Here is a 13,849-nt window from a genome sequence, read left to right as displayed (position 1 = left end):
GGTTTATATAATTAAAACAGGAAAGGAACAGCATGAATCAACAGCGCGATAGTCAGGAGATCAAATGCCTGGCCTTTTATCTCCCCCAATATCATCCTATTCCTGAAAATGATAAATGGTGGGGGAAAGGGTTTACAGAATGGACAAATGTGACCAAAGCAAAACCGCTGTTTAAAGGGCACCGGCAGCCGGTATTTCCGGCGGACCTTGGTTATTATGACCTGCGGAAGCCTGAAGTAAGGGAGGCACAGGCAAAAATGGCAAAGAAGTATGGTGTATATGGATTTATTTATTACCATTACTGGTTCGGGAACGGGAAGCAGCTTTTGGAGCAGCCGTTGAATGAAGTGGTGGCTTCCGGAAAACCGGATCTTCCGTTTTGCATCTGCTGGGCCAATCAAACCTGGAGTGGTATCTGGCATGGGGCGCCTGATAAGGTATTGATCAAACAGGAATACCCCGGTGATGAAGACATTGTAATGCATTTTGATTACCTGATAAAGCTTTTTGAAGACCCGCGGTACATACGGGTAAATGATCGTCCGTTGTTTATGATCTATGATGGTATCGAGCTGCCCGATAGCAAGGTGTATACCGATAAATTACGGGCAGAAGCCTTAAGAAGGGGATTGAAGGGGCTGTATATACTGGCATCGAATATCAATGCGGACCATTGGGATTTTAGACAGGCCGGATTTGATGGAAAGGTTTCTTATGCATTTAATAAGGCACAATACCGGTTGATGGGAAAATCAAGAAAACGGCTTCATAAAAAACTGGGTCGGTTTCTGCGAAGGGCATTCGGGGATCGTTCCTACCGGGGAGTGACCTGCGTTGATCAGCGTCGTATTGTAAAACGAGTTATGTTTGAAGACCAGCCGGGGGATATCTACCCCATGGTATTGCCCAACTGGGACAATACCCCGCGGAGCGGACATAACGGGGTGGTGATCCGGAATGCGACCCCGGAATTATTTGGCGCACAGATCCGCAAAGCGGTTGAATATATAAATAACAGGGAAATGAGCGACCGGTTTCTTATCTTAAAGTCCTGGAATGAATGGGCGGAAGGGAATTATGTGGAACCGGATACGCATAATGGATACGGTTATCTGGCGGTACTAAAAAAGTATCTTACCGGATAAAAGCAGGCTGTCTTGGCCGTAGCAGATGTTTCAATAGCCGAAGGGCGTGTAAAAAGATGTTGATATAAGTAGAATGAGTTCAAAAAAATTTACCCGTAGAATAGACCAGTTGAATTATACCACCTGCTACCGGCTGGTACAAAAATACCATCAGTGGAAAGAAGGGGCAAAAAAACGACTGGTGGACAAGAAATTATTGAAACTGCTTTTCAAGCGCGCGTTCTGTTTATTTATACTGATCTTCCGGTTTAATAAATACCCGCACAAGATCCAATATAGAGGAAAGCTGAAAAATTTTATAAAGCAACTGGCAGGGTTCTATGTTTTTAAGAAAGCAGATATTCCTGTCCGGCTTGATCATTATCCTCCGCTTATTTTCCCTTCGTTTCATGTACCTGCTGTTACAATTATCATTGCGGTTTTTAATAAATGGGAATTTACTTATTGTTGCCTGAAATCGATTCTGGCCAATACCACCGGTATTCCCTATAAAATTATTGTTGTTGATGATTGCTCTACGGATGAAACCGCCGCCGGTCTTAAGGCCTGTGAAAACATTACGGTGGTACGGAACGAGCAGAATATGGGATTTCTCCGGTCCTGCAACAGGGCTGCAGCGCTGGCGGATACAAAATTTATCTGCTTTTTAAACAATGATACACTGGTTGTTGAAAAATGGTTGTATCATATGATAGCGGTATTTGATCTTCAGCAGGATACGGGTATTGTGGGGGCCAAATTGGTTTACCCCGACGGACTGTTGCAGGAGGCAGGCGGGTTGGTTACTGCCTCCGGAAAGCCCGCTAATTTTGGCCGGGATACCGACCCTTCCCTGTACCGGTACAACTATCTCCGGGAGACCGATTATTGTTCCGGAGCCTGCATCATTATCCAGCGGGATGACTTTGCTGAATTGAACGGATTTGATGAGCAATATGCGCCGGCTTATTATGAGGATACGGAATTGTGTTTTGCCGTTCGCTATAAACTGAATAAAAAGGTGTTTTATCAGCCCATGGCCGAAGTGGTGCATTTTGAAGGTGTCAGTTCCGGGAAACGTCCGGAAGAAGGGAATGTAAAATCCTATCAGGTGGTCAATGCAACGACATTTGAGAGCCGGTGGGCGGCTTTTTTCAACCGTTTTTCTGATAGCGATCGTTTTGAAGACCAGGTGGATAAATTTTCAGCACATAAAAAGAAGCTGCTTTTTATTGACGGGACCATTCCGTATTATGATAAGGACTCCGGCTCCAGGAGGATGTTTGAACTGATAAAGATTTTTCTTTCGTTGGATGTTGAAGTGTATTTTATGCCGGAAGCGGATGACATTGCAGCACCTTACCGGGCGGAGCTGATAACAATGGGGGTTCGGTTGATCTATGAGCATCCTGCAAAGGAGAAGCGGGCACTTCTGAATGAGCTCTTGCCGGGATTGGATTATGCGTGGATCTGCCGGCCGCATTTAAATGAAAAATATGCGACCCTGGTAAAACAATTCCCCAATATCTACTGGATCTACGATACCGTGGATCTGCATTATTTACGGCTGGAACGCTCGTTGCAGTATGAACCGGCCCAGGGTATTGATCAGACAACGATTGCGACCATCAAAAAACAGGAGCTTGATTTTGCAAAGAACGCCGACCTCACGATTGTGGTAACGCCGGCCGAGGCTGGTGTTTTAGAAAAAGAAGGTGCCGGAACTGTCAAAGTGATTCCCAATATACATCGTATAATGGACCTGGAAAGCGCTCCTGTATTTGAAGAACGGGAAGGACTGTGTTTTATCGGTAGTTATGAGCACCGGCCTAATGTGGATGCCGTATTGTGGCTGGTCCGGGAAATCATGCCCCTTGTATGGCGGCAGCTGCCTGAAATAAGGCTGAACCTGCTTGGCAGCAACCCTCCCCCCGAGGTATTGGCCCTGAGTGGTCCGCTGGTACAGGTGCCGGGCTATTTACAGGATGTTTCCGCTTATTTTTATAACAGCAGGCTGTTTGTGGCGCCCTTACGCTATGGCGCGGGGATGAAGGGGAAAATAGGCCAGGCCATGGAATTCGGGCTGCCGGTTATTACAACCGCTATCGGTGTAGAGGGGATGGAGCTGTTGAACGGCGAGGATGTGTTGCTGGCAGAAACCAGGGAATCCTTTGCGGACGCGATTCTCCGGCTGTATCGTGATAAAGGGCAATGGCAACAGATCTCAAAAAAATCCCAGGCTTCTGTACGACGTTATGCGCCAGAAAACGTTCGTGAATTGGTTAAAGAAATCATTGTATTTAAGTAACCCGTTAACTCTACAAGAGCCGGGTAAAATATCAGATAACCCGCCTGGTCTGCAGATTTTCCCGGATTATCAGCAGCAGTTATAACCTTATTGATTGTATCTGTTGGAGAAACGTCTTTGGGGCCATTCGGCCTGCAGAGCGCTTTCGGATATTATGTTCCCTCAATGCTATTTGTATTTTTTTAACAAATAAATATAAGCCGGCTGTTGCGAAACGGCTGACTTTGTCGTTTATAAATAAAAAGCAGGCAGTAACAACTGCTTGATGGTAACATTTTATTGAAAAACTACAGGTTAAAATTGCTGATTAATGATTCGTAAGAAAAGGGTCCTCTATTTTATGCCTGATCCGCCATTGAGAAAAGATCACGGATGTCGGACGCGGGCACTCCAGTTTCTGGAATATTTTGACAGCCGGTCTGATTTCTTTGAGGTGGATTTTATGAGTATAAAAGAGATTGCAGGCTGGAATGATCAGGATGACCGAGCGTTTAAACAACGATTTCCGAATTTTGGTTTATACGTTGGAACAACCGAGATGCATCAACGGAAGAAGAAATCCCGGAAGGCATTCAGATGGAAACCAATGGATCTTTTTCGAAGCAAAAAGCAATTAAATGAAGCCCCCGCGATAGCCGATCTTACCAACGCTTATTTGCAAAGTCAGTTTGACGGGATATTACAGCAGCATACTTATGATATCATTATTATCAGTTATGTTACATGGGCCAATCTTGTTCGAAACAATCCGTATCTGAAGGGTGCGAGACTGATCATTGATACGCATGATTTCATGACTGTTCAATTTAAAGAACAGGAAGGCTTCAGACTTGGTGCCGCATTTGAACGCGAAATGGAACTGTTGTCCCTGTTTGATGAAATATGGTCGATCTCTATGGACGAATATTATCTGTTCAGCCAGTTTTTGAAAGCAAAGCACCGGTTTGTTCCAGTAATGTTCAGCAATACCAATGAATCCAGTGGCGTTGTCCGGGGCAAGCGGAAATATGATCTTATTTACGTGGCAAGTGATAACCCCAATAATCAGCGGTCGGCCAATTGGTTTTTTGAACAGGTCTATCCGTTGCTGCCTAAAGAACTGACGATTTGTGTTATCGGACTTATCTCAAAGCATTTTCCGGACTATCCGAATGTAGAAAAGCATTTGTTCGTGGAAGAGCTGCACGGTTATTATAATGATGCCAATATTTCCATTTGCCCTATGCTCGGCGGAACCGGAATAAAAGTAAAAGTGGTGGAAGCTATGTCCTATGGCTTGCCGGTAGTGTGTAATCTCAGGGGACTGGACGGTATTCCGCTGAAGTTTGATAACGGATGTATAAGAGCGGATATTCCCAGGGAATTTGCAGAGCAAATCATTAAACTGATGAAAGACAATCAATACAGGGACATCGTCGCCAATCAGGCTAAGACGGTTTTTGGCCGGTTTTTTACCCTGAGCAAGGGATATGAAACGCTGGATGCCATCTTCGAGTTGTCGGCAGAGACGAATGCTCCTATAAAAAGCATTATGCGTGCGTTGCCCAAACAAATGCTGAAAGAAGCTTCCTATGTTGGTTAGTAGTCGGTGGTGGTATGTGGAAATTACCCGGCGTTTAATAATGTCATCATACCAATAATCCTTTTTTAATTTGCCGTTCATGGGCTGTCCCTTGGCTCATGAGCCCATTAAATGTTTCTATGTCGAATAAAGTTGCAGTAGTAATACCGGTTTACAAAACTGCGTTGAGGGATTATGAAGAAATCAGCCTGCGGCAATGCTGCCGCATCTTGGGCACTCATCCACTGGTCTTAATTAAGCCGGAGACGCTCGACATTACAACATATCTCCCTTTTTTTGAAAACAATAACCTGCAGATTGAATCGTTTCCCGATCTTTTTTTTAACGGTATAAAAGGATATAATCATTTAATGCTATCCGCAGCATTCTATGAGCGGTTCTTGAACTACGATTTTATATTGATTTATCAGCTTGACGCTTTCGTATTTAAAGATGAACTGGCATTCTGGTGCCGGCAGGGACTGGATTATATCGGAGCACCATGGATCGAACGACATAAATGGAAAAACAAATTGCTTTCTTTCCTGCACTACCGATTCAACCGCAAAGCGCCCAATAGTAAATTACCTACGGTATTGCAATTTTACAACCGTGTAGGCAATGGCGGGTTCTCGTTGAGGCGGGTTGAGAAATTTTATAATTTATGCAAGACCGAACAGCCGCAAATAGATTTTTATAATGCCCATAACGACAGCAAGTTTTTTAATGAAGACGTCTTTTGGTCGCTAGAAGTAAACAGGTCCGGAAAAAGATTGTGTATCCCGGGTCACATGAAGGCCATTCGTTTTTCCATTGAACAGCAGCCGGAACTTGCAATGGAACTTATGGGTGATACGCTGCCGTTCGGACTTCATGGAATAAATGTATATCCCGATTTTTGGCGACCTTACATTCACCGGGCGGGACACCCTACATTTTAAGTCTGGCAGTGCGGTCATGCAAACAAAAGAAAAAGAGCTCTTGAATAGTTAACGTAACAAGTTTTCAAATCATTAACTGACTAATAAATTTTATGAACATTCAAACCAAACCAAATGTTGCTGTTATCACCTTTCTTTGCCCCTTCCCCGTTTCGGATGGCGGGCGGTTCGGTGTTTTTGGTCAAATTAATGATCTGAGAAAATTTTACAATGTAACATTGGTCTTTAAGGTTGCGATAACCGAAAAGCCGCATGTAGAGGCGTTGCAGGCAATGTGGCCGGAGGTAGAGATCCTGCCGGTCTATAGCAACGATGTTATGGCCAATCATGCATCAAAAAAACAAATATCCTTTTTAAAGAAAATATCCCGGCTCGTAAAGAAAGTTAAAAAACGGAAAAAGGCAAGAAGGTCACATCATCAGGGGATTTCAAATCCGCACCGCCATTATCCCTTTTTACCTGTTGACCGGCAAATGATTGATTTTCTTGAAGCGCTGTTTCAGAAGCAAACATTTGATATTGTTCAGGTAGAATACAGCGATTTGCTCCCCTTGATCCATTCCCTGCCGCACGGTGCAAAGACGGTATTTTTCCAGCATGAAAACCGGTATTTGATCTTACAGGATTACTTTAAACTTTACAATGATAAAAGCCTCTATGCCTCACATGTTATCGATACTGTAAAATTCACAGAGTTGAACCTGATGAATCTTTATGACCGGGTGCTGGTGTTGAATCAGAATGATTTTGCACAGTTACAGGAAGGTGTTCATGAAGCAAAACTGAGGGTATGGCCTACTGCAGTTCCCGATATGTTTTATGCGGCCTCGGTAAACCGGCAGCCACCGGAAAAAGCGGAAAAAATAGTGTTTTTAGGCTCTCAGGGACACCCGCCGAACGAGGATGCATTGAAATGGTTTATTGAGGGAATGTATCCGGCAGTCCTAAAACAAACAGGGATGTTGCTGTATGTTACAGGAGTATGGGAGGAGTCGTTTAAGAACAACTATCCGGAAGTTATTTTTACCGGATTTCTTCAGGACCTGACGGACTTATTGCATGGTGCGGTACTTATTTCCCCGATACGCCTGGGAGGTGGGGGGATCCGTATAAAGATTCTTCAGTCGATGGCAGTGGGAGTACCGGTTATCACCACGCTGCTGGCATGTGACGGGATGGAGGGGATTAAACATGGGGAGAATATTTTTGTTGCAGAACAAGAGGCCGGTTTTATTGAGATCTTACAGGATCTGGCCGCTAAGGAGGGACTGTATGCTTCGGTGTCGGAGCATGCAAAGAAATTTATTCAGGATCATTACAGTGAGGGGGTAACATCACTGATACGGCAAAAAGTATACAATGAATTATTGGCCGAAACCCCTGGTCATCGCAGCGATCAGGGGAAATGATAAAAGATAAAGGAGTAATGATTCTGTGATAAGAATAGCAGCGTTGCAATACATTAAAAAACGATACCATGGAGCGAAGACTTGTAGATGACTATTTAAATGAGCATAAGTTTGTTCTTGAAGAATCCATGCAGGCATTGGGCAGGGAACGGCTGTTCTATGTCCCGGTCAATTTGGGATATGTACGTATCAGCTCGCTTGAGCTTATAGCGGAAGAAATCAGAAAAAATAGTGTGCCGGGTGCAGTGGCGGAGCTTGGTGTATATCGCGGGGATTTTGCTAAATACATGAATGAAGCGTTCCCGGATAAAACCCTGTATCTTTTTGATACATTTGAAGGCTTTTCAAAAAGGGATGTTCTTATTGAAGAAGCAAATAGTTACAGTCCGGGCACACAGGATTTTTCGGACACTAACGCCGGACTGGTATTGGATAAAATGATAAAGCCGGATAATTGTGTTATCAAAAAGGGATATTTCCCTGATTCACTTGAGGGGCTTGAAGACGTTTTCGCCTTTGTTTCCCTGGATGCAGATCTGTATCAACCCATTTATGAAGGATTGCAATATTTTTATCCACGGCTGTCCCGGGGGGGATTTATTTTCATTCATGACTATAATAATGACGAATATAAGGGCGTAAAAAAAGCGGTCACAGATTATTGTAATGATCAGAACGTGCCGTTTGTACCTATTTGTGATCCCTGGGGAACTGCGGTGATCGCAAAATAGGTTCCTGCTGGTTTGACTCTGTATTAGGCTGTTCTAAACCTAAATTGAGCACCAGTAATCTGCGATAGATAGAATAGGGTTAGGTTGTCTAAAAAAATCTTTTTTATACCCGGCTATTTTCTGAATTCATAAAGTTGCAGATTAGCTAAGTTTTTGCAAAAGAAGTTATTGTTTTCAGTTAAAAGTCAACAGAATGTAGGTAGCGTAGCGGCCTATGTTTCCGTTATACAGTTTTAAAGTAGCTTTTTTTAGTTCAAATGCAAATATCTTAGAATTTATTCTTATTTTTAATATAAATTACTAACTAATATGCTACGAACTAATTCGCCTCCGTCAGGGGACCTAAAGTAATAACTCTGAATTACACAGTTTGAATTTTTTATTAGATTCTTTATTTGATTAATAAAAAATTATATATGAAAAAGCTCTCTTTACTAACACTTTTATTGTGCATTTAGTATCTCTTGATAAGGAAAAATCTTTGTAGTGGATATTTGGCGAATGCAAGATATTTTTTGTAAAGAATATCCAACCTGATTTTTTGTTTTCAAAGGGATTAGAAACAAGCAATACAGAACACTTGAATGTAATATGAAATAATACCAATTGCAGGGTGAATTTTACAACAAATTCTCCCAACCGGTATTTAAATACCCCCCTTAAATCTTTTTATAAATTTATTAAAGTGCTTGCGTATTGGTTCTTCAAACTCGATCATTCAAGCGTTTAAACTCCATATCTTATGAGAACGCATTTTTTTAAATATTTCCGGAGCTTAGTTTTAGGGCTATTATTTTTTAGTAATTGCAAAAAAGAAAGAGGGCGAGATACGAATGAAGCGATGGTGCTGATATATATGGCTGCTAATAACGATTTAAGACAAGATGCGATTGATTGTTTGAATCGTATAGAATCAGGATTCTCGGGGAATAATAATCTTTTAGTGTATATCAAGACAACATCAGAAAGCTCTTGTATTTTAAAAATCAAGCACGATAATACAAATAGGATTATGAGTGACACTATTTTGCAGTATGGGAGCGAAAATTCTTCAGATCCCCAATTTATGAAAAGAGTTATCGGTGATGCAAGAAAAATGAGTCCGGCGCTCGAGTACGGGTTGATCCTTTGGTCACATGCCAGTTCTTGGGCGCCTCCATTAGGCATAAAGGTAAAATCATTCGGGGAGGACAGGGGAGTCGATATGGATATTATTGAAATGAAGAATACGTTGCCTTTAGATTTCTCCTATATTATTTTTGATGCCTGCTCAATGGCCAGTGTAGAAGCCATTTATGAATTACGGAACAATGCCAAATATATTTTGGCATCACCAACAGAAGTTCTATCAACTAGTTATCCATATGAACAAATTATCCCATATTTATTTGGAGGGAAAGATGAATTAAAAAAGGTTGCGCAAAGATTCATGAGCTACTATCGCTCTATGAAAGGTGATTATGCCTCGGCTACGGTGTCATTGATTGATACAGAAGAGCTTGATTTACTCGCTCAAAAGACAAAATCATTGTTGGACGCAAAAGAAGCGAAAGGTGATTTTAATGTTAATAATATTCAGCGCTTGGATTTTGATACAAAGACAAGAGTACCTGCCTATGATTTTTTAAATTTTCTGGAACAAAACTTTAATATAGAAGACTATTCTTCTATTACTAATCAGCTAAGGAAAACAATTTTGTTTAAAGACAATACAAGTGGATTCTTAGGTAATCCTATCAATAGTTTTAGCGGTCTTAGTATTTATTTGCCTAGAGTCAATGATATTTATCAAAATTATTATAGCAAGTTAGCTTGGTATCAGAGCGGTGGGTGTTATAATTTATTCAGTCAATAAAAAGACTGGCATTTTTCGAAAAGACTTAGCTGATTCGAGAAAACTATCTTGAAATGTAAAAAGCCAGCTTCTAATTTGTAGTTAAGCAAAAAACTTAACTCAGCTCTATGGATTCTTTGTAAAATCTCTATTATTAATAATAAATAACTCAAATGCAACAGACTCATGCCCCCCCAGGTCTTATCTAGATTGGCATCAATAAGATATAAATAACTACTCGGACTAAAATTTATGAGACCTCCAAACTAAAAAAATATATATGAAAAAGCTTTCTTTACTAACGTTATTATTATGCGTTTTGACGTTTTCTTGTAAAAAATCTGACAAGATTTTAAATGAAGATCAACAAAACAAAGTCGAAAAAGAAGATCACTCTGTATATCAATTCATTAAAAAACTGGGGTATAGCGATTCGGAAATAAAAGATCTCGGAAGTGAATATCTGGTAGATGGTGATATACTTTTTGCCAAAAACGAGTTGCCAAACTTTTCAATTTTTCAGCAAAGTCCCAAAACAAAACAGTACGGAACAAGCTATTATGTCGGCTATAATATACAACCGAATATTACAGTAAGAATAGACCCATCTATGAGTGCATATGCCAGTGAAATTAATGGGGCTATCGATATGTGGAACAATGTTACTAATTCTAGGATTAATTTGACCTTAACCAGTTCAACAAGTCAAGACATCCTTATTACAAATTCTAATCTTGGCTCTGGTATCTGTGGAGCGGGCTACTTCCCGGTAGATGGGCGTCCCGGCGGGTTAATTCGTATTAATATTAGTCAAATTGCTGGAAATTCCTTTGCGCAAAGGCAGCGTACAATAGCACATGAGCTTGGTCATACAATTGGGTTCAGGCATACTAATTGGCAAGCTTCTGGAGAACCTATTGGAGGTCAACTGCCTGATAATAATGCATATTTTTATGCTATGCATTTATTAGGAACTCCAACTGGTGGAGATGCGAACTCGCTAATGAATGGGGGGGAATGCGGAATTGGAGCTACCTCTCTTTCGAGTTATGATATTCTGGCAGTTCAGTTTATGTATCCTATGAATCCTCCCATAGCTGGTTCAATTCCTGTTTTTAGATATTCTGCTGGGGGATATCCAGATATAAGAAATACTGATCACTTTTTTACAATAGATATAACTGAACTAGGAAATGGAAGCAGCACTTACAGTTTTGAAGGAATAGGATTTTTCGCGTTTTCAAGTCAAGTATCAGGTACGGTTCCTGTCTATCGGTATCGTAGAAATCAATATGCAGATCACTATTATACGACTCAGAGTGGTAGTGTTAGCGGATATACTTTTGAAAGTATAGCTTTTTATGCATATCCCTCAGCTATAAATGGAGCCTTGCCTGTTTATAGATATTATAGTGACAGTAAAGCTGATCACCATTACACAAAAAACACTAATGAGTCACAAGACCTTACAACAAATTATGTTTATGAGGGGATTGCTTTTTATGCTTATTGAGATCTAATAAATTATAACGAATGAACGAATGCAAAGCGCTTGTAAATTAGACCCGAGTGCTTTGCTTTTTTTAATGTCCTTATGGCAAAAATATAAGATATAACTGCGTTTGTCCCTAAAACAAACACATCAACAAATAAGTGCTTGTGATATTTTCTCGATAACTTTGGGTAGAGAAATTTCTTCTGTCTAGAGTTTATGGGGCAAAATTATTAAGGAAGTCAGAACAGGAGTTCTATCGCTTCATTCGGAATAACTAATGAAAGGTTTGAAGACATTTATCAAACCAGTATAATAAATTTAGAAAGAATGCAGCGGATCTTAAACTTTATGAATGATCACCATAGTATAAATCATTAGAAAAGGCGCCTTTCCAAAATTTAAAGAAGAAAGCCGCATTTTCTTGTAACTTTGCGCGTTTTAAATATATAAACGCGGATGGGGCTAAAAAAATTCAGTCGCTTATTTAAGTATATTGGCTATTACAAGGGAAAGATCATCCTGTATATTTCTATTACTATTATAGCTTCTTCATTATCAGTAGTCTCTCTGGGTATGCTGGCACCACTGATGTCACTTATCTTTAAAGTGGATGGTATCGGGGGACAAAATATACTGAACAAAATCCCGGGAGGACGCTATATCGGTAAAGCATTGCTGGAGCTGGTGAACAGCGGGCAGCAGATGCGTGCCGTGCTGCTCTGCTGTATATTGGTGATCGTGTCCGTTTTTCTGAAAAACCTGTTGCTCTACGTATCCTCGCTTATTTCGGTGCCGGTGCGGAGCTCCATCATCATTCACCTGAAAAATGATCTTTACTCCAAAGTGCTGAACCTGCCTGTCGGCTATTTTTCCGAACAGAAAAAAGGCGATATCATGAGCCGCATGACCAACGACGCCAACCTGGTGGAAAGCTCTATCGTTAACGCCCTGGAAGGGTTGATAAAGGACCCGGTTATGGTGATCAGCTATCTTTTTGCAATGGTGGCCATCAGTCCCAGCCTTTCGGTGTTTTTATTGATCCTGCTGCCCGTAACTGCTTTTATCATCGGCCGTATCAGCCGCACCCTGAAAAAGCAAAGTAATGCCGCATCGCTCCGGGTGGGTGATACCCTTTCGATATTAGACGAAACCTTAACCGGCATCCGTATTATCAAAGCATTTACCGCGGAAAAAATAATGAATAACCGGTTCATTAGCCTGAACAATACCTTGCTGGGCATCAATAAAAAAATGGCAGCCCGCAGGGACCTGGCGTCACCGCTAACGGAATTGCTGGGTGTGGTGGTGCTCTGTGTGATCATTTATTTCGGAGCGAACCTGATCCTCAACGGCAATACGCTGGGTCCCGGTGATCTTATCTCGTTTATAGCCATATTTGCCATGATGATCAATCCGGCCAAATCGCTGGCCGCATCCTTCTTCAGGGTACAGGAAGGCGCTGCCGCCATCGAGCGCATTGAAAACATACTGACCACACCGGAAAAGGTAGAGGACACAGGAACCAGAAAACTGGATGCGTTTAAGGAAGGGATCGAGTTTAGAAATGTATCATTTGCCTACAATGAAACGCCGATTCTCAAAAATATCAGCCTGTTCATTCCCAAAGGGAAAACCGTGGCCCTGGTGGGCAGCAGCGGGGCCGGAAAAAGCACGCTGGCAGACCTGGTGCCCCGTTTTCATGACATTAGCTCGGGCGAGATCCTTTTTGATGGTGTCAATATCAAAGACTACAGCATCGAATCAATAAGAAAGCAAATCGGTATTGTAAGCCAGGAGCCGATCCTGTTTAACGATACCATCGGCAATAATATTACCCTTTCTGACCCCGATGCCCCCCAGAGTGAAATTGAAAGTGCTGCCAGAATTGCGAATGCCTGGCGTTTTATTGACAATAAACCCGAAAAGTTCAATACCAATATTGGGGACAGGGGGACAAAATTAAGCGGAGGCGAAAAGCAGCGGCTTACCATTGCCCGGGCTGTTCTGAAAAACCCGCCGATCCTCATCCTGGATGAAGCCACTTCCTCCCTGGATACGGAAAGCGAGCGCCTGGTACAGGATGCCATTAATAATATGATGAAAAACCGTACTTCACTGGTGATCGCCCACCGGCTGAGCACCGTCCGGCACGCCGATGAGATCATTGTGCTTAATAAAGGAGAGATCGCAGAGCGGGGATCCCATAAAGAGCTCATGCAGATCGAGGGCGGCATTTATAAAAAGCTGGTGGACATGCAGGAAATGGTTTAAGGGTAATATTAGACTTTTTGTATTCAGATTTTTAGCATTCAGACTTTAGTTTCTAATCGTTTAATAGTGAACAGGTAAGGAATATTTACAAAAATTCTGAATTCTGAAATCCAAAATCTGGATTCTTTCCGTACCTTTGCAGCCCCAATTAGTTCTTTTATAGTTTCCATCTGGA

General features: G+C 41.6%; 9 protein-coding genes. All 9 read left to right on the top strand.

Annotated features, from left to right (window positions below):
• The first annotated feature begins 32 nt into the window (after positions 1 to 32).
• The 9 genes from K7B07_RS05085 to K7B07_RS05045 all read left to right on the top strand — a co-directional run bounded on the left by K7B07_RS05085 (position 33) and on the right by K7B07_RS05045 (position 13,674).
• On the top strand, positions 33 to 1,145 hold the full coding sequence (locus K7B07_RS05085; RefSeq protein ID WP_223707984.1) for a glycosyltransferase WbsX family protein: 1,113 nt from the start codon (positions 33 to 35) through the stop codon (positions 1,143 to 1,145).
• A gap of 73 nt (positions 1,146 to 1,218) precedes the next feature.
• Positions 1,219 to 3,432: a glycosyltransferase gene (locus tag K7B07_RS05080; RefSeq protein WP_223707983.1), complete on the top strand. Its 2,214-nt coding sequence runs from the start codon at positions 1,219 to 1,221 to the stop codon at positions 3,430 to 3,432.
• 310 nt (positions 3,433 to 3,742) lie between these two features.
• On the top strand, positions 3,743 to 5,014 hold the full coding sequence (locus K7B07_RS05075; RefSeq protein WP_223707982.1) for a glycosyltransferase: 1,272 nt from the start codon (positions 3,743 to 3,745) through the stop codon (positions 5,012 to 5,014).
• A 119-nt stretch (positions 5,015 to 5,133) separates the two neighbouring features.
• A complete protein-coding gene (locus K7B07_RS05070) occupies positions 5,134 to 5,934 on the top strand; it encodes a DUF5672 family protein (RefSeq protein WP_223707981.1) in 801 nt (266 codons plus the stop codon).
• Positions 5,935 to 6,026: 92 nt separating this feature from the next.
• A complete protein-coding gene (locus K7B07_RS05065) occupies positions 6,027 to 7,343 on the top strand; it encodes a glycosyltransferase family 4 protein (protein ID WP_223707980.1) in 1,317 nt (438 codons plus the stop codon).
• Positions 7,344 to 7,411: 68 nt separating this feature from the next.
• Entirely contained in the window at positions 7,412 to 8,074 is a 663-nt protein-coding gene (locus K7B07_RS05060) for a TylF/MycF/NovP-related O-methyltransferase (protein WP_223707979.1), read from the top strand.
• A gap of 742 nt (positions 8,075 to 8,816) precedes the next feature.
• Complete coding sequence (locus tag K7B07_RS05055) at positions 8,817 to 9,929, top strand: clostripain-related cysteine peptidase (protein ID WP_223707978.1); 1,113 nt, start codon at positions 8,817 to 8,819, stop codon at positions 9,927 to 9,929.
• A gap of 259 nt (positions 9,930 to 10,188) precedes the next feature.
• On the top strand, positions 10,189 to 11,421 hold the full coding sequence (locus tag K7B07_RS05050; protein ID WP_223707977.1) for a M57 family metalloprotease: 1,233 nt from the start codon (positions 10,189 to 10,191) through the stop codon (positions 11,419 to 11,421).
• 438 nt (positions 11,422 to 11,859) lie between these two features.
• Positions 11,860 to 13,674, top strand: a complete 1,815-nt coding sequence (locus K7B07_RS05045) for an ABC transporter ATP-binding protein (protein ID WP_223707975.1) — start codon at positions 11,860 to 11,862, stop codon at positions 13,672 to 13,674.
• The last annotated feature ends 175 nt before the right edge of the window (positions 13,675 to 13,849 follow it).

The sequence above is a fragment of the Niabella beijingensis genome, from assembly GCF_020034665.1.
In the GTDB taxonomy this organism is placed as follows: domain Bacteria; phylum Bacteroidota; class Bacteroidia; order Chitinophagales; family Chitinophagaceae; genus Niabella; species Niabella beijingensis.
The sequence above is the reverse complement of the archived record's forward strand: the minus strand, read 5'-3'. Positions and strand labels throughout refer to the sequence as shown.